At 68.9% G+C, this 15,817-nt stretch carries 12 protein-coding genes; 7 read left to right on the forward strand and 5 right to left on the reverse strand.

Going from position 1 to position 15,817, the window contains the following annotated elements:
* Positions 1-101: 101 nt before the first annotated feature.
* On the reverse strand, positions 102-605 hold the full coding sequence (locus tag D7W82_RS42350; protein ID WP_120619070.1) for a hypothetical protein: 504 nt from the start codon (positions 603-605) through the stop codon (positions 102-104).
* Positions 606-772: 167 nt separating this feature from the next.
* Between D7W82_RS42350 and D7W82_RS15325 the strand changes: the two genes are divergently transcribed.
* The 6 genes from D7W82_RS15325 (at position 773) to D7W82_RS15350 (ending at position 6,791) form a co-directional block, all read left to right on the forward strand.
* Positions 773-1,294: a pyridoxamine 5'-phosphate oxidase family protein gene (locus D7W82_RS15325; RefSeq protein ID WP_120619071.1), complete on the forward strand. Its 522-nt coding sequence runs from the start codon at positions 773-775 to the stop codon at positions 1,292-1,294.
* A gap of 430 nt (positions 1,295-1,724) precedes the next feature.
* Complete coding sequence (locus D7W82_RS15330; RefSeq protein ID WP_120619072.1) at positions 1,725-3,059, forward strand: inositol-3-phosphate synthase; 1,335 nt, start codon at positions 1,725-1,727, stop codon at positions 3,057-3,059.
* Entirely contained in the window at positions 3,037-3,972 is a 936-nt protein-coding gene (locus tag D7W82_RS15335) for a phosphatase PAP2 family protein (RefSeq protein ID WP_120619073.1), read from the forward strand. The genes D7W82_RS15330 and D7W82_RS15335 overlap by 23 nt, the downstream gene beginning before the upstream one ends.
* A gap of 4 nt (positions 3,973-3,976) precedes the next feature.
* Positions 3,977-5,206: a GtrA family protein gene (locus D7W82_RS15340; protein ID WP_216619216.1), complete on the forward strand. Its 1,230-nt coding sequence runs from the start codon at positions 3,977-3,979 to the stop codon at positions 5,204-5,206.
* On the forward strand, positions 5,196-6,191 hold the full coding sequence (locus D7W82_RS15345; RefSeq protein ID WP_120619075.1) for a hypothetical protein: 996 nt from the start codon (positions 5,196-5,198) through the stop codon (positions 6,189-6,191). Before D7W82_RS15340 ends, D7W82_RS15345 begins: the two co-directional genes overlap by 11 nt.
* 18 nt (positions 6,192-6,209) lie before the next feature.
* On the forward strand, positions 6,210-6,791 hold the full coding sequence (locus tag D7W82_RS15350; protein WP_120619076.1) for a dual specificity protein phosphatase family protein: 582 nt from the start codon (positions 6,210-6,212) through the stop codon (positions 6,789-6,791).
* 9 nt (positions 6,792-6,800) lie between these two features.
* On the opposite strand, the gene D7W82_RS40960 is transcribed toward D7W82_RS15350, so the two are convergent.
* The 4 genes from D7W82_RS40960 to D7W82_RS15380 form a co-directional block, all read right to left on the reverse strand.
* On the reverse strand, positions 6,801-7,451 hold the full coding sequence (locus D7W82_RS40960; protein ID WP_171427236.1) for a hypothetical protein: 651 nt from the start codon (positions 7,449-7,451) through the stop codon (positions 6,801-6,803).
* Positions 7,448-9,445 (reverse strand): AHH domain-containing protein, encoded by a 1,998-nt coding sequence (locus tag D7W82_RS40965; protein ID WP_199727760.1) that lies wholly within the window; start codon positions 9,443-9,445, stop codon positions 7,448-7,450. Before D7W82_RS40965 ends, D7W82_RS40960 begins: the two co-directional genes overlap by 4 nt.
* A gap of 94 nt (positions 9,446-9,539) precedes the next feature.
* On the reverse strand, positions 9,540-10,184 hold the full coding sequence (locus tag D7W82_RS15375; protein ID WP_233587596.1) for a sterol desaturase family protein: 645 nt from the start codon (positions 10,182-10,184) through the stop codon (positions 9,540-9,542).
* A gap of 197 nt (positions 10,185-10,381) precedes the next feature.
* On the reverse strand, positions 10,382-12,865 hold the full coding sequence (locus tag D7W82_RS15380; RefSeq protein ID WP_120619077.1) for an RND family transporter: 2,484 nt from the start codon (positions 12,863-12,865) through the stop codon (positions 10,382-10,384).
* A gap of 378 nt (positions 12,866-13,243) precedes the next feature.
* Here D7W82_RS15380 and D7W82_RS15385 point away from each other — a divergent pair, with 378 nt between their 5' ends.
* The gene (locus D7W82_RS15385; protein ID WP_233587601.1) at positions 13,244-15,739 is read left to right on the forward strand and encodes an RND family transporter; all 2,496 of its coding nucleotides are present in this window, start codon (positions 13,244-13,246) and stop codon (positions 15,737-15,739) included.
* The last annotated feature ends 78 nt before the right edge of the window (positions 15,740-15,817 follow it).

Genomic DNA, 15,817 nt, shown 5'->3' on the forward strand with positions numbered 1-15,817 from the left:
CGTCCGACCCCGCCCACCTGGAAGACAACGTGAAGGCGGGCTTCGGACGGCTGCCTGACGAAAAGCTGCGCGCGCGGATGGTGAAGCTCTTCGAGTCCTGACTACAGGTCCGCCAGCTCCGGTGAAGGCGAGTAGCGCAGCTCCCCACCCGGCTCCAGCACCAGCCCGGTGCCGGGCTCGCCGGCCTCGTCGTCGCGCCCCACCTCCAGCACGCCCTCCTCCGCGTCCCACTGGCCCAGGTAGTACTCGCCGCCGGCCGCCATGCACGCGCGGCCTTCGGACACCACCGTCTCCACCACTTCCTTCTTGTCGCTGGTGAGGCGGTAGAGCGTCCACGTCTTGCCGTCCTCGCGGAAGCCCTTCACCAGGTCCGCCAGCTCCTCGTCGCGAGGCACCCCGCCCGCCTTCTCCTCGCGCGTCCACTGGCGCGGCTCCTTCGCGGGCTGCGTCTTCTGCCACGCCCGCGCCAGCTCCAGCAGCTTCTGCTGGGCCGCGTCCTGGAGCGCGTGCATCGCGTCCGGCAGCTCAATCTCCTCCAGCGCCAGCAGGGCCGTCTCCAGCTGCAGCGCCTTCAGGCTCCACTCGTTCCACGCGGTCTTCAGCATCCCTTGTCGCTCCCGGCCGTCACGCCTCGTTCCGAAGGACGAAACAAGCGAGTGGGCCCGGCACGCCCCCTATCACACGCCCGGCTGCCGGGGTGCCGACCCGGCGGTTCGGACGATGTTCGCCGCCTGACCGCTGCCTACCTTCAACCGCCAAGGGAGGCGAGCACATGACGACGACGACGAAGACTCCGCAGGACGTGGTGGAGCACCTGGGCAAGCTCATCCACGGCATCAAGGTCGCGATGATGACGACCGTGGACACCGACGGCAGCCTGCGCAGCCGGCCGATGTGGACCTACGACAAGGACTTCGACGGGGAGCTGTGGTTCTTCACCAACGACCACACCCACAAGGTGGACGAGGTGCAGAAGGACCACCATGTCAGCCTCGGCTACTCCGACCCCACGCGGGACCGGTACGTGTCCGTCAGCGGCCGCTGCGCGGTGATCCACGACAAGGCCAAGGCCAAGGAGCTGTGGAACCCCGCCCTCAAGGCCTGGTTCCCCCAGGGGCTGGATGATCCGAACCTGGCCCTGCTGCGCGTCTCCGTCGAGAAGGCCGAGTACTGGGACACGCCCAACAGCAAGATGGTCCAGCTGGTCGGGTTCGTGAAAGCCGTCCTCACCGGCGACAAGTACCACCCGGGCGACAACCAGAAGCTCGACCGGGGCGCCCCACGCCACAACTGACGGGAACCCGAACGGGGCCGCCGGAAGGCCGGCGGTTCCCACGCTCTCAAATCCTGACGCGTGTGTCAGGGGGTGTGTGAAAGCAGGACAGCCTCGGACCCGTCCCACCCCGACCCACCCGGCAGGCCCCCCCGAGGGAGCTCGCCGTGGTGGGTGAGACTTTTGTTCCTTGATTGCTGTTTCTCTGACAGCGCCGTTCGTCCTGGCTTGTAGCCCACCCTCGGCCCGAGTCATGCAGCCGGCCGACGCCGTGGTACGAGCCGGACACCGTCCGCACATCACGTTGAAGTGACAGACGGTTTAGAGTATCAACCATCCGCTTTCGAGATTTTCCACCTTCCGTCCGGCATTTCCGCCGGCGCCGGATGGGACGGACTCGGAGACGCTCATTGGGCGGAGCGATTTCCCGCCATTCGAAGGAATCAGGACGATGGAGAACAAGAAGAAGGTCGCGAAGCCCGAGGGCAAGCTGGCGGTGCTCATCCCGGGCCTGGGCGCGGTTTCCACCACGCTGATGGCGGGTGTGGAGCTGGCGCGGCAGGGCAAGGGCGCCCCCATTGGCTCGCTCACGCAGATGGGCACGGCCCGTCTGGGCAAGCGCACCGACGGCCGCACCGTGAAGCTCAACGAGCTGGTGCCGCTGGCCACGCTGGACGACGTCGTCTTCGGCGCGTGGGACATCATCAGCGAGGACGCCTACCAGGTGGCCGTGCGCTCGGGCGTGCTGACGGACAAGCACCTGGAGCAGGTGAAGCCCTTCCTCCAGGGCATCAAGCCGAAGCCGGGCGTGCATGATCCGGAGTTCGTGCGCCGCATCGCGGCGAACCACATCAAGGCCACCAAGACGCACCGCGAGAGCATTGAAGCGCTGCGCCAGGACATCCGGGACTTCAAGAAGGAGCTCAACGCCAAGCGCGCCGTGATGGTGGTGTGCAGCAGCGTGGAGACCTTCCGCCCGCTGCCGGAGGCCTTCCAGACGCTGGCCAACTTCGAGAAGGCGCTGGACAGCAACAGCACGGACATCAACCCCACGGCGCTCTACACCTACGCGGCCATCAAGGAAGGCGTGCCGTTCGCCAACGGGACGCCGAACGCGGCCGTGGACACGCCCGCGCTGCAGGAGCTGGCCAAGCTGGAGGGCGTGCCCGTGGCGGGCCGTGACCTCAAGAGCGGCCAGACGATGATGAAGACGGTCATCGCGCCGGCGCTCAAGGCGCGCATGCTGGGCCTGGAGGGGTGGTTCTCCACCAACATCCTGGGCAACCGGGATGGCGAGGTGCTGGATGATCCGCAGGCCTTCAAGGCCAAGGAAGTGACCAAGTCGAGCGTGCTCGACACCATCCTGCAGCCGGACCTGTACCCGGAGCTGTACAACAAGTACTCGCACAAGGTGTCGATCCACTACTACCCGCCCCGCGGCGACGCGAAGGAGGGCTGGGACAACATCGACATCACCGGGTGGCTAGGCTACCCGATGCAGATCAAGGTCAACTTCCTCTGCCGCGACTCCATCCTGGCGGCGCCGCTGGTCCTGGACATCGCGCTGTTCATGGACCTGGCCAAGCGGATGGAGTGGCGGGGCATCCAGGAGTGGATGTCCTTCTACTTCAAGAGCCCCATGGCCCACCCGGGCCTGCCGGTGGAGCACGACCTGTTCATCCAGCTGACCAAGCTGAAGAACACGCTGCGCGTCGTCGCGGGCGAAGAGCCCATCACGCACCTGGGGATGGACTACTACGGGGATGACCTCCCTCTCTCCCGCTAAGAACGACTCCGCGTTCAAGTGGCTCGTCACCGTCATGGCGGCGGGCCACTTCGCGCTGGTGGTCTCCACCGGAAGAGTCCGGTGGGAGCACGTCGCGGCGGACCTGCTGCTGGTGGTGCTGGCCTGGGCCGGCGCCGGCCCGCGGCGGTTCCTCCGCGGCGCGTTCCCGCTGTGGCTCACCGGCATGATTTTGGACAGCCAGCCGCTGTGGCTGTGGCTGCGCGGCACCATCCACACCGGCGACCTGTGGAACCTGGAGAAGCTGCTGTTCCCCGCCCCGGGCGGCACGCACTGGCCCGAGTGGTGGTCGCGGCACCCCAACACGCCGTTGGACCTGCTGTGCGGCTGGGCCTACGCGGCCTACCTCTACGAGGTCTTCCTCGTGGCGCTGTGGTTCTTCTTCAAGAAGGACGCGAGGTTCGAACAGCTGTGCTGGGCCTTCTTCGTGGTGAACGCCATCGGCGTGGTCACCTACGTGCTCTACCCCGCGGCGCCCCCCTGGTACGTGCTGAAGTACGGGCCGGGACTCGCGGACCTGTCGGCGCCGCCCAGTCCAGCGGGCACCGCGCGCTTCGACGCCTTCTTCGGCATCCGCTACTTCGCGAACTTCTACGCCAAGAACCCCAACGTCTTCGGGGCCATGCCGTCGCTGCACGCGGCCTACCCGCTGATGATGGTGCTCGTCCTCTGGCACAAGGGCCCCGCGTGGCGGGTGGGCACCAGCTTGTTCGCGCTGCTCGTCGCTTTTTCCGCCGTGTATCTCACGCACCACTACGTCCTCGACGTGCTCGCGGGGAGCATCGCGGCGGTCGTGGCCTTCGTGGTCGTGAGGGCTGTCTTCGCAAGACGGGCCATGGGAGCGCCAGGGATGGCGCCCGTGACCCTGCCGTCTGGAGGGAACACCCGTGCATGACAACATGCTGGCCTTGCTGAGTGGAGACCTGTCCCCTTCTGCGCGCATCTGGACCGCGCTGGCGCCCGCGCTGTTCGCGGTCGCGTACTTCCTCGTGGGCCTGGTGCTCTTCTGTATCCGGTGTGCCATCAAGGGCATCCCCCAGGACGCGGAGACGCTGACGCGCGGCAAGTCGGTGCTGGTGGGCTTCTTCCTGCGCCACTACTTCTTCTGGGTCATCCAGCCGCTGTGGCGGGTGCTGCTGCGCTCGGGCCTGCCGGCCAACGCGCTGTCCATGCTGTCGGGCCTGTTGGGCGTGTCGTCCGGCGTGGCGGTGGCGGCGGGCCGCTTCGCGCTGGGTGGCTGGCTGTTCCTCCTGGCGGGCGTGCTGGACGTGATGGACGGCCGCGTGGCGCGCACCCGCAAGGAGGCCAACCCCGCGGGCGCGGCGCTGGACTCCGTGCTGGACCGGTACGTGGACTCCGCCATCCTGATGGGCCTGGCCTGGTACTACCGGGACACCTGGGTGCTCTTGCCCGCGCTGGGCGCGCTGATGGGCTCCTCGCTGGTGCCGTACGTGCGCGCCAAGGGTGAAGGCCTGGGCGTGAGCGTGCGCGACGGCGCGATGCAGCGGCTGGAGCGGGTGCTGTTCCTGGGCGTGGGCACGGCGCTGTCGCCCATCCTGGAGGCGCTGTTCTGGCCGACGGAGAAGCACCCCATGCACTGGCTGGCGGTGGCGGGCCTCGTCTTCGTGGCCGTGCTGAGCAACGTCACGGCGCTGGCGCGCTTCCGCACGCTGGTACGAGCCCTGACGCCCAAGAAGCCGGTGAAGCAGCGCTCGGGCGTGGCGCTGTTCGGCTTCAACGCGGCGGCGGGTGCCATCGCCACGGCGGTGGACTTCGTGGCGGTGCTGGGCATGGTGGAGTGGGGAGGCCTCTCCCCGGTGTGGGCCACGGTGGCCGGCTGCGTGCTGGGCGGCGTGGTGAACTACACCCTGAACCGGGTCATCACCTTCCGCAGCCAGGGGGCGGTGGCGCCGCAGCTGGCGCGCTACACGCTGGTGAGCGCGACCAGCGCGCTGCTCAACGCGGGCGGCGTGGCGCTGCTCACGCTGCACCCGCAGCTGGCGTACACGCTGGGCTGGTGGCTGGTGCGCGGCGTCGTGTACTTCGCGTGGAACCTGCCCCTGCAGCGCGACTACGTCTTCAACGACACCTCGGACGAGCTCCTGGAGCAGCGGCCCCATGCGGCGTGACACGCTCGCCCGCGGCTTGAGGGCCCTGTGGGTGGGGGCCCTGCTTTCGCTTCCAGGGGTGGCGGCTGCGGGTGGCGTGCTGGGGTTGTCCTACGACTCCAGCGACCGGTACGGAGAGAGCTTCTCCTTCGTGGCGGACACGGAAGACGGCACCTACGTGACGGTGAACCTGACGGTGACGAACATTGGCCCGGGGTCGCGCACGGGCATCTGCCGCGCCACGGTCTTGCGGCCGGGCAAGGCGGTCTGGTCGCCCCAGACGCGCGTGGGCGCGAAGGAGTGGAGCTACGCGCCCACCACGGACACTTTGAAGCTGGGCACGTGCCTCGCCCGGGCTTCGGACACGGGCCTGACGGTGGACGCGCCCCTGGACAACGGCCGGGTGACGCTGGAGTACGCGCGCAAGCCCGAGCCGTGGTCGCCGGACGGCTCCGTGGTGGAGGAAGGCAAGGACCGCTACCGCCACGAGGTGCTGGTGGCCGGCAGCCCCGTGAAGGTGACGCTCCAGGTGCCCAAGGCGGAGGCGGTGACGCTGTCGGGCGGCGGGTACGCGGACCACTCGCGCAGCACGGTGGCGCCGGCGAAGTTGGCGAAGCGCTGGGTGCGCTTCCGCGCGATCAAGGGCCCGCCGTACGCGGTGGTGCTGGGGCGCGAGGGCCATGGGGGCGACTACGCGCCCGTGTACGTCTGGGAGGACAAGGGGGCCGCGAAGCTCCTGGAGTCCTTCACGCTCACGCAGACGGGAGCGAAGGAGAAGAGCACGTGGCGGGCGGAGCTCACCGACCGCGACGGCAAGCCGGCCGTGACGCTCAAGGGCACGTCGCTGCTCCAGCGCAGCGCGCCGGTGGAGTCCCTGGGCGTGCTGAGCGGGCTGGTGCGGCCGGTGGTGGGCTCGCCGGTGACGTACCTGCTGCGGGGCGTGATGGAGCGTCCGGGCAAGGCGCCGGTGGACGGGTTGATGGAAGTGACGTTGGAAGGCGAGTAACCGGCAGGGGTTTTCAGCGTGAGCGAGTCGTTGCTGCGGTCGGTGCATCACGTCCCCGGGGTCCGGGGGTTCGTGCGCAAGCAGGTGTTGCGGGTGGTGGCGCGCGGGGTGGAGTGGACCACCAAGCTGCCCGGCAAGCGCGCCCTCAACGTGTCCCAGGTGAACCCGTGGCTGCACGTGGGCGGCAGCGTGCCCCGTGCGCGCTACGGCGAGCTGAAGGACCGGGGCATCACCTGCGTCATCGACCTGCGCGCGGAGCGCTGTGACGACCGCGAGGCGCTGGCGGCGCTGGGCATCGAGCTGCTCAGCCTGCCGGTGACGGACCGCTACCCGCCGTCCGTGGAGCAGCTGTCTCAAGGGGTGCGCTGGGCGCTGCCCCGGCTGGACGCGGGCGGCGTGCTGTACGCGCACTGCGAGCACGGCGTGGGGCGCGGGCCGCTGATGGGGCTGGCGGTGATGGTGGCGCGCGGCTGGGACGCGCCGGAGGCGTACCGGGCGGTGCGCCACGCGCGTTGGCAGGCGACGCTCAATGACCGGCAGCTGCGGGGACTCGCGGACTTCGTGGCCGCGTGGACGGGCGTGCCGGAGCAGGCCGCTTAGGCTCCGGGCTCAAGGCTGGGGGCGCCACCACAGGCCCTTCAGTCCCGCCTGCTCACACGCCTGCCGCGCCTCCTCGGTGTAGCAGTAATAGAGCAGTTCGGGGACGGAGAACACGGGCGGGAAGCCTCCGGGTGGCGGACGGAGCACGAGCGGCTCGGCGTCATCCTCGCCCAAAAGCTCTTCGCCGCACTGGTGGAAGGGCACACCCTTCACGAGGGTGCGCTCCCGGTCGAGGCAGTCGGTCCGCTCCAGCAACTGGAGGATGACGAAGTCCTCGTTCTTCAGCGCAGGGTCCGTCACTGAATGCCAGGTCCGCCTCCGAGGGTACCCGCTCTGCACGAGGTGGTTGATGCGTTCCGAGTAGATGACCGTGGGGATGAGGCGGTGGCGGAACGGGCCCACTGCTTCGAGCACGCGCACCATGCGCCGGGAGAGCAGCAACCACCCCAGGGGCGCGGTGAACAGGTGGTCGAGCCCGGCGATCCTCTCCAGGTCGCCGACGAACTCCATGACTTCGGGCGCGCCCCGCTGTCGCTGGTAGTCGATGCCGGGGTCGCGAAACGTCACGCACTCGAAGCCATCGAACTCGATGAGATGGGCGTCATAGATTTCCGCATCCTCCTTGAGGTGGGAGACATCCGTCGCCAATGCATACATCATGTGGTGTGTGACTCCCCGAGGGCGGACAGCTCCAGCAAGGCCAGCTTCTTCCCCGTGAGCACCCTACCGCCGCGCTGCTCCTGGATCACCTTGATGACCGGCTCCTTCAGGCTTCCGGACTGGATGGCCTGACGCAGCTCGTTCTCGACCTTGAGGAGGGCCTCCTCGATGACCTTGGGCGTCCAACTGGCAGGGGGGCCCTTCGCGCCCAGTCGATCCCAGGCGGCCTCAAGCCGGGCACGCACGAACTTGCTGTAGAGGGGATGGCTGCCCGAGTGGATGAGCTGGCCTTCCACGTTGAGCCCGGAGTGCATGTCGAGGATGTTCGACCCCCGGTCAATCGTGTAGCCCTTGAGCCGCTCCATGGCGGTGCGGATCAGTGGGTGGGTCTGGGCGATCTCATCGGGGATGAGGTGATGCATGGGATGGCCCGCGGAGAGCCGGACCTCCGCCGCCGCCCGCGCCGCCGGGCCCTGGGTTTGCTCCACCCAGTCCAGGTAGTTCTTCCGGTAGCGGGTGAAGACGCTCAGGCGGGGTGTGCCCTTGCCGACCTTGAGCACCACCAGCCCGTCCTTGGTCACCGTGAGCGCCCCGTACTCGTCGCCCAGGGCCTTCCCGTCCGGACGGCGCAGCCGGAAGGGCTGGGACTCCGAGCTCAACTTCTCCAGGCGGTAGCCCGCGGCCTGGAGCTCCCGCTTGAACGCGTTGAACTCCGGTGTTCCCTCCGCCGGGATGCGGCGTCCAACGAAGTCCTTGAGCTTCTCCCAGTTGGGGAGCTTCTCCAGCAGCCTCTCCAGTTCGGCGTCGCTGAGCGTGCGCTCGGTCAGCGTGGGCTCGGAGTCCGGCTTGGACGTCCCGCCTTCCTCGACAGCCTTTGACAACAACGGCGTGCCGGAGCCCCAGGGATTGAACGGCAGCGGAACAGACGGAGCCGCGGTGATGGAGCCCGGCTGGTACACGGGGACACCCGCGTAGGCACCGCCGGGGCCCGCCGCCGCCATCATGTAGATGCGGGGCGGGGTGATTCTCACGGACGTCATCAGCTTGAGCCCACGTCCCGCGTTGGTCTTCACACCCATCAGCGCCAGCGCCGCCATCGCGATGCTCACCAGCATTCGAAGTAAGGACTTGCTGGCCTCCTTCAGCTTCTCCGGTGAGCCATTGGCCTCCCAGGCCTGGGTGAGCCACAGCTGCGCGTGCTTCAATGCCTCCCCTCCGGCCTCGATGAGTCCATGCGCTCCGAACGCCGCCAGACCCAACTGGATGAGCGCCGCCGCGAGCTGTCCCACCCCCGTGGGCGTCGCCGCCAGGAAGGTGGACAGCGCCTCCGCGGCGATGAAGCCCACCACCATCGCGGAGATCTCCAGCCAGTTGTCCAGGATGGCCTTGCCGTACTGGCCAGTCACTTCTCCGAAGTACCGGTCCGCCTGCTTCACGGAGGTGAGGACGTCCTCCAGGTGCCGGGCGGCCTTGCGCGCCTGGGCCATCGCCTCGTGGGTGATGGAGCCGCTCGACACGATTCCCTGGAGCTGGTTGGCGAAGGCGATGCTCACCAGCCAGATGCGCTCGCCCGCGACCAGCCGCACGTCACCGTCGAGGTGCTGGACCCCCTTGCGGCCACTCTTCACGTTCACGTGATGAATGACCTTCTCGTAGAAGCGCAGGTCCCGTCCCGGCTGGATGGCCTGCCGGTAGAGGCGCGCGGCGATGGGCTCCAGGCGGTCCCCTGCACGGACCTGATAGAGCGTCGCCGCGGGCTCCGGCAGCTGGGTCGTGATGCGAAAGGCCTGCACATGGCCTTGCAGCAGGTATCCCCCCACCACGGTGGACACGTAGGACCAGCCAGGCGCCTGGGCATGGTCCCGGATGACGCTCACCCGCGTGCCCGGAGGCAGGGGCGCAGGAGTCAGGCAGGTGGAGCTCTTCATCTCCGCGGGGAGCGTCCGCAGGTTGGCGCCATCCCCCTGGTCGATGAAGCCGAACTGAATCGTCATGTTCCCCCCAGTCTCGGGACTGAGAGGATTCAGCCACGCGGGCCAGGAGTGAAGGACCGGCCGGGTGGGGATGAACGGGTGCCCCGGCGGCGGCTCACACCTTCAGACTGGAGCGCTCCTCGGAGCGGGCGTCGTCGCCTGACACCCTCTTCCCCTCGCGCTTGGAGCGCCGCCCGCCGCTCCCCATCAGCATGTCCATCCACCGGTTGCTGATGCCGAAGTTGCGGTCCGGCGTCGCGAAGTGGTGCGCCATGTGGTGCGCGCGCAGCGCCCTGCCCCAGGCCGTGCGCGGCGTGCGGTGGTGCGTGGCCCAGTGGAGGGTGTCGTAGGTCACGTAGCCCCAGACGATGCCCACGAAGTACGGGAGCATCTCCGCCGGACGGCCCACCCACCACAGCGACACCCCGATGAGCGAGGACAACGGGACGGTGACGATGAGCGGCATCACCAGTCGCTGGGAGTCGTCCGGGTACTTGTGGTGGTAGCCGTGGGCAATCTCATGCACCCTCCGGGTGAGCCGGCCTTTGCCCTCCCAGTGGAAGAAGAACCGGTGGATGCCGTACTCCATGAAGACCCACGTCAGCCCGCCCAGCGGGATGAACAGCAGGGCCCGCCCCACCGTCGTCCGTCCCCCTGACAGGCCCCACCCGAGCAGGCCCAGCGTGAGCGGGACGTAGAGGAGGACCGGCACCGCCGGGTGCAGCTTCGAGGCCGCCTCCATGAAGGCGCTCTCGAACATCCGGCCGGATTGATGCCTGAAGTATGGACGCCCCATACCGCGTGAAGATGGGACCGGAGACAGCTGGGTGCCCATGCCCGTTCGTCCCTCCGCAGTGTCGCCTTGCGGAACGGCGCCGGCCCCTCCGGGCGCAATGAAAAAGGCCCCGGCGTGCGGTGCCGGGGCCTCCTTGCCTGCATGAAGCCGCGCTGCGCGGCTCAGCTCTCCGCGGGGCGCTCGGTTCCGTCGTCGCTGGCCGGGGCGGACGCGGCGCTGTGCTTGTTGCGCCAGCGGTCCACCAACAGGAGCAGCGCCGGGAAGCCCACCAGCACGATGACCATGTTCACCGCGAAGCCCAGGTTGGCCAGGTCGCCAATGGAGTTGAGGCCCGGGTGCTTGGCGAACACCAGCGCCAGGAAGCCGATGGCGCTCGTCAGCAGGCCGCCCGTGATGGCCCGGCCCGTCTCCGCGTAGACGGTGACGAAGTCCGCGCCCGGCTCGCCCAGGCGCTCAATCAGGTGCACGCCCGCGTCCACCGTCGTCCCGATGAGCACCGGGATGACGACGATGTTCAGGTAGTTGAACTGCAGGCCCATGAGGGACATCAGGCCCACCAGCGCCGCGATGGACAAGAGCGTGGGCAGCATGCAGATGACCGCGTTGCGCAAGCTGCCCAGCGTCAGCCACATGGCCAGGAAGACGCTGACCACCGCGGCCACCAGGATGCGCGGGCCCTCGGAGGCCACCATGTCCAGGATGTCCGCCAGGATGAGCGCCTCGCCCGCCGCGGACACCTGGCTGCCGTCCGGCATCTGGAGGTTGCGGACCTCCTTGGTGAAGCGCCGCGTGCCCACGCCGTCCGACAGGCTCACGTTCGCGTAGACGAGCACCACGCCGCCCTTCTGGCCGGCCGCCGGCTCGAACTGGCGGCGCAGGCTCACCGGCAAGTCCTCGCGCACGAAGGGCTTCGCGGCCGTCATCTTCACCGCGCGCAGCAGGTCGTCGCGCTGGGCCTTGTCCACGCGCTCCGGGTCGATGCGCTGGAGCTTCTTGTGGATGGACTGGAGCAGCGCGTGCTTCTCCTCCTGCTGCCGCGGCACCAGGTCCTCCAGCGCGCCCACGAAGTCGATGGTGGAGTCCTTGCCGAACTTCTCCTTGCGCGCCTGGAGCTGCTTCACCACCTCGCGCTCCATCGGCTCCGAGTCCGTCAGCACCACCACCGGCGTCGCCGAGTAGCCCAGGATGTGGTCGATGCGCTTGTCCAACCGAACGCTCGGCAGCGACACGTCATCCAGCTTCGTGGAGTCGTAGTTGAAGCTCACCCGGTACGCCTGGCTGATGAGCCCCACCAGCGCCACGCCAATGACGATGGCCACCGCGCGGTAGCGGCGCGGCAGGAAGCGCGCCAGCATCGCCATGGGCCCGGACTGCGACTGGTGCTCGCGCGGCACCCAGCCCCAGCGCGACACCAGCCCCAAGAGCGCCGGCAGGATGAGCAGGTACGACGCCACGCTCACCATCATGCCCACCGCCGCGATGACGCCGAACTCGTGGAACGCCCTGAACTCCGACCACGACAGGGAGAGGAACGTGAGCGCCGCCACCAGCGCGGAGATGAGCGCGGAGAAGCCCGTGTGCTTGAACGTCTCGCGCACCGCCTCTTCCGATGTCATGCCCTCCGAGCGCAGCGTGCCCCACCGCCCCAGCAGGTGGATGCCGTGCTCCACGCCCAGGCCGCCCAGCACCGCCGCGAGGAAGCCCGTGAGCAGGTTCACCTGCCCGTAAGCGATGCCCACGAAGCCGTAGGTCCACGACAGGCCCGCGATCACCGGCACCATGGTGAGGCCCACGGACAGCCCGCTGCGGAAGTGGAAGATGAGGTAGGCCAGCAGCAGCACCAGCGCCAGCGAGGACGCGCGCGCCAGGTCGCCGGTGATGACCGCCTGCTGGTCGATCTTCTTCTTGAACGTGCCGGTAATCTCCGTGCGGAAACCGGGGCCGTACTTCGACAGGTCCTGCTTCGCCAGGTAGTCCTCCACCTGGGTGATGACCTGCTTGGAGTAGCCCAGGTCCGCGGAGGAGCCCCTGGCCTTGAGGAGCATCACCACCATGCGCTCCTGCGGATCCAGGTAGTACGTGCTCCCCTGCCCCGCGAGCCGCATGTTCGCGCCGCCGGTGTACTTCTTCTGGATGTCGCTGAAGTCCAGCGACGGGGCCGGCTCCTCCTCCAGGCGCACGAAGAGCGGGTTGGCCTGCTCCTTCTCCCACGCGAAGCGCGCGTCGATGCGCTGCTCGATGGTCTTCAGGTCCGGCAGGTCCACGTAGTAGAGGCCGCGCTCGTCGAAGAACTGGCTGGGCCGCTGCGCGTTGACGAAGCGGATCTCCGACAGCGTCGCCAGCTTCGGCGCCATGTCATCCACGAACTGCTTGAGCTGCTCCGGCTCCGCGCCGATGCCGGCCACCACCACGTTGCCCTGACCGCCGAAGCGCGTGCGCAGCTTCTCCAGGTCCTGGACGGACGGGAACGACTTGGGCAGCAGGTTGGCCAGGTCCGCGTTGAGGCGCAGGTCACGCGCGAAGAAGGCGCCCAGACCCGTGAGCACCAGCATCACGAACAGCGCCACCCAGGGCCTCCGGTGGCTGCGGGCCGCCAGGGAGCCCATCGCCGCCTCGAACCGTCCGGACCACCGCGTCTCACTCATGGATGTGATTTCCTGCTGAAAGCCCGCGCCGTGACGGCCGGGGACAACCTTGAGCCCGAACGAACCGGGCTGCTCTCGCGTATATGCCCCGAGCCACCGTGCGTCCAGGCATCGACCCGGGGCCTCCACCGGCCGCATGCCTGGCCCGGGAACAAAGACAACAAGGCCCGGCCGCGCCATGTATGCCGCCCCTGCGCGCGTCACGCCAGGGGATCGGCTTCTCCTCTGAGCGTTGAGGCATTTTGCCCCACCCCTTCGGTGTCGGCGGACGGGCGGAGCGACCCCTCGCGCCACCGTGGCGGAGGACCGAGGCATGGCCAGCTTTCGCTTCGAAACGGGCCCTGCCGGGAAGCAGGCGCCGCTTGGGGGGCAGGGTCCATGGCCTCGAATCCGTCTTCAGCCGCGGAGCGCACGTGGAGGCACCGGGTGGAGCGCACGATGGGTGCGCTGGCCGCGCACAACCACCGCCGCCCCTTCACGGCGCTTGTCTGCGCGCTCGTGCTGTCCGTCGTGGGGCTGCTGTCCGCGCGGCACCTGGCCCTCAACGCGAACCTGGTGGACCTGCTGCCCCGGTCCTTCGAAAGCGTGCAGGCCATCCACACCCTGGAGCAGCGCTTCGGCGCCCAGGGGTGGGTGGTGGTGGTGGGCGAGGACGGGGACCCGGCGCAGCTCCAGAAGTTCGCGGAGGACGTGGCGCCGAAGCTGGAGGCGCTGCCGGGCATCCGCTACGTGGAGATCACCCGCCCCAGCAGCTTCTTCCGCAGCCACGCGCTCTACTTCCTGTCACCCGAGGACTTGAAGGAGGTGGAGCGCCGCATCGACGCGCGCCTCACCTGGGAGAAGGAGCAGGCCAACCCGCTCTATGTCTCGCTGGATGACGCCCCGCCCCCGCCGCTGGACTTCTCCGACCTGGAGGAGAAGTACGCCAGCGGCGCGGTGACGCGCCTGTCCAGCCACCCCAGCGACTACTACCTGGACCCGGCCGCGCGCCGCGTGGTGGTGCTGGCCAAGCCGGAGGTGTCGTCCGCGGACCTCACCTTCTCCACGAAGATCGTCGAGGAGGTGCGGGGCGTCCTGCGGCAGCAGGACCTGTCGAAGTACGGGCCGGGCTTCCACACGGCCATCACCGGCTCGTTCCAGAAGAAGATGGATCAACAGGCGCAGATCACCCGCGACGTGGCGGTGTCCTCCACGGTGGCCACGGTGCTGGTGCTGCTGTACCTGTTCCTGCACTTCCGCAGCGTGCTCGCGGTGGGGATGGTGCTGGCGCCGGTGGGCGCGGGCCTGGCGTGGACCTACGGTCTGGTGGCCGTGGCGTACGGCCGCGTGAACCTGCTCACGGCCTTCCTGGGCGCCATCCTGGGCGGCCTGGGCGTGGAGCACGGCATCCACCTGCTGGGCCGCTACCTCACGCTGCGCGGAGAGGGATGCTCCTCTGAACAGGCCACGCGCGAGTCCTTCACGCACACGGGCGGCGCGGCCCTGGTGTCCGCGCTGGTGGCGGCGCTCACCTTCTTCGTGCTGGGCACCTCCAAGCTCACGGCGTTCCGCGAGTTCGGCGTCATCGCGGGCGTGGGCATGCTGGTGCTCATCCTCGCGTACGTGCTGGTGCTGCCGGCGGTGCTGGGGCTGGGGGCGCGCTGGGGCTGGAGGCCTCGCGCGAACGCCACGGAGACGACGGAGGCGCCGCTGGGCCGCGTCATCACCCACCGGAGCGGGCTGCTCACCGTCGTGTCCGCGCTCGTGGTCGCGGGCCTGCTCACGCAGCTGCCGCGCCTGCGGTTCGACTACGACATCGGCTCGCTGCAGGACCAGCGCCTGGACTCGTTCGTGCTGGACCGCGCCGTCAACCAGCTCATCGGCTATTCGCAGGTCCCGCTGGTGGTGCTGACGAACTCCCGCGAGGAGGAGGCCGCGGTCGTCCGGGAGCTCCAGGCGCGCAAGCGCCAGCAGGGCGGAAACTCCACGGTGGACTTCGTCGCGGCGCTCGCGAACCTGGTGCCGCAGCGGCAGGCGGAGAAGCAGGCCATCCTGAAGGACATCGGGAAGCTGGTGGAGGACGTGCCCGAAGGGCGGCTCACCCCGGAGCAGCGCGGGCAGCTGGAGGAGCTGCGCAGGCAGGTGCAAGCGAAGCCCTTCACCGAGGCGGACCTGCCCTCCAGCGTGCGCCAGCAGTTCGAGGGACGCGGCGGTCACGGGACCGGCTTCGTGCTGGTGTATCCGTCCGCGGATCAATCCAACGGTCAGGCCATGCGCCGGATGGCGAAGGAGGTCCGCGGGATGGTGCTGCCGGATGGCCGGCCTGCGGTGGTGGCCGGTGAGGCGATGGTGCAGGCGGACATCGTGAACCTGGTGTCGCACGAGGCGCCGTTCATCCTGCTGGGCTCCACGCTCACGGTGCTGCTGGCCATGTGGGTGACGCTGGGCGGCCTGCGCGCCGCGCTGCTGTGCCTGATGCCCACGGTGGTGTCGCTGTTCGCGGTGCTGGGGCTGATGCCGCTGCTGGACATGGAGTTCAACTACCTCAACATCCTGGTCATCCCGGTGCTCATCGGGACGACGGTGGACGCGGGCGTGCACCTCATCACCCGGCTCGCGTCGCCGCGCAGCGACTTCGTGCGCGTGTATTCGGAGACGGGCAAGGCCATCTGCGGCGGCCTGCTCACGAGCGCGGTGGGCTTCGGCGCGCTGCTGCTCGCGGACCACCCGGGCCTCAACTCGATTGGCGCCCTGGCCAACGTGGGGTTCGGGATGAACCTGCTCATCATGCTGGTGACCTTCCCGGCGTTGCTGCTGGTGCTCTCCGAGCGCAAGCGGCGCCACCGTGCGGTTCCCCCGAGGCGCCTGGGTGAGCAACTCATGAGGGATGGCTGAGGGTCCTTTCGCGGCCCACGCCCTCCCACCAGGCCGAGGCGTCGACCGCCCGGCCCTCCACCGGCAAGGAGCGAAAGC

The sequence above is a fragment of the Corallococcus sp. CA049B genome (genome assembly GCF_003611685.1).
GTDB lineage: Bacteria > Myxococcota > Myxococcia > Myxococcales > Myxococcaceae > Corallococcus > Corallococcus coralloides.

Excerpts from the sequence above, each read along its gene's own strand:
- D7W82_RS42350 (WP_120619070.1), bottom strand. The coding sequence starts at position 605 with ATGCTGAAGACCGCGTGGAACGAGTGGAGCCTGAAGGCGCTGCAGCTG.
- D7W82_RS15325 (WP_120619071.1), top strand. The coding sequence starts at position 773 with ATGACGACGACGACGAAGACTCCGCAGGACGTGGTGGAGCACCTGGGC.
- D7W82_RS15330 (WP_120619072.1), top strand. The coding sequence starts at position 1,725 with ATGGAGAACAAGAAGAAGGTCGCGAAGCCCGAGGGCAAGCTGGCGGTG.
- D7W82_RS15335 (WP_120619073.1), top strand. The coding sequence starts at position 3,037 with ATGACCTCCCTCTCTCCCGCTAAGAACGACTCCGCGTTCAAGTGGCTC.
- D7W82_RS15340 (WP_216619216.1), top strand. The coding sequence starts at position 3,977 with ATGCTGGCCTTGCTGAGTGGAGACCTGTCCCCTTCTGCGCGCATCTGG.
- D7W82_RS15345 (WP_120619075.1), top strand. The coding sequence starts at position 5,196 with ATGCGGCGTGACACGCTCGCCCGCGGCTTGAGGGCCCTGTGGGTGGGG.
- D7W82_RS40960 (WP_171427236.1), bottom strand. The coding sequence starts at position 7,451 with ATGATGTATGCATTGGCGACGGATGTCTCCCACCTCAAGGAGGATGCG.
- D7W82_RS40965 (WP_199727760.1), bottom strand. The coding sequence starts at position 9,445 with ATGACGATTCAGTTCGGCTTCATCGACCAGGGGGATGGCGCCAACCTG.
- D7W82_RS15375 (WP_233587596.1), bottom strand. The coding sequence starts at position 10,184 with ATGTTCGAGAGCGCCTTCATGGAGGCGGCCTCGAAGCTGCACCCGGCG.
- D7W82_RS15380 (WP_120619077.1), bottom strand. The coding sequence starts at position 12,865 with ATGAGTGAGACGCGGTGGTCCGGACGGTTCGAGGCGGCGATGGGCTCC.
- D7W82_RS15385 (WP_233587601.1), top strand. The coding sequence starts at position 13,244 with ATGGCCTCGAATCCGTCTTCAGCCGCGGAGCGCACGTGGAGGCACCGG.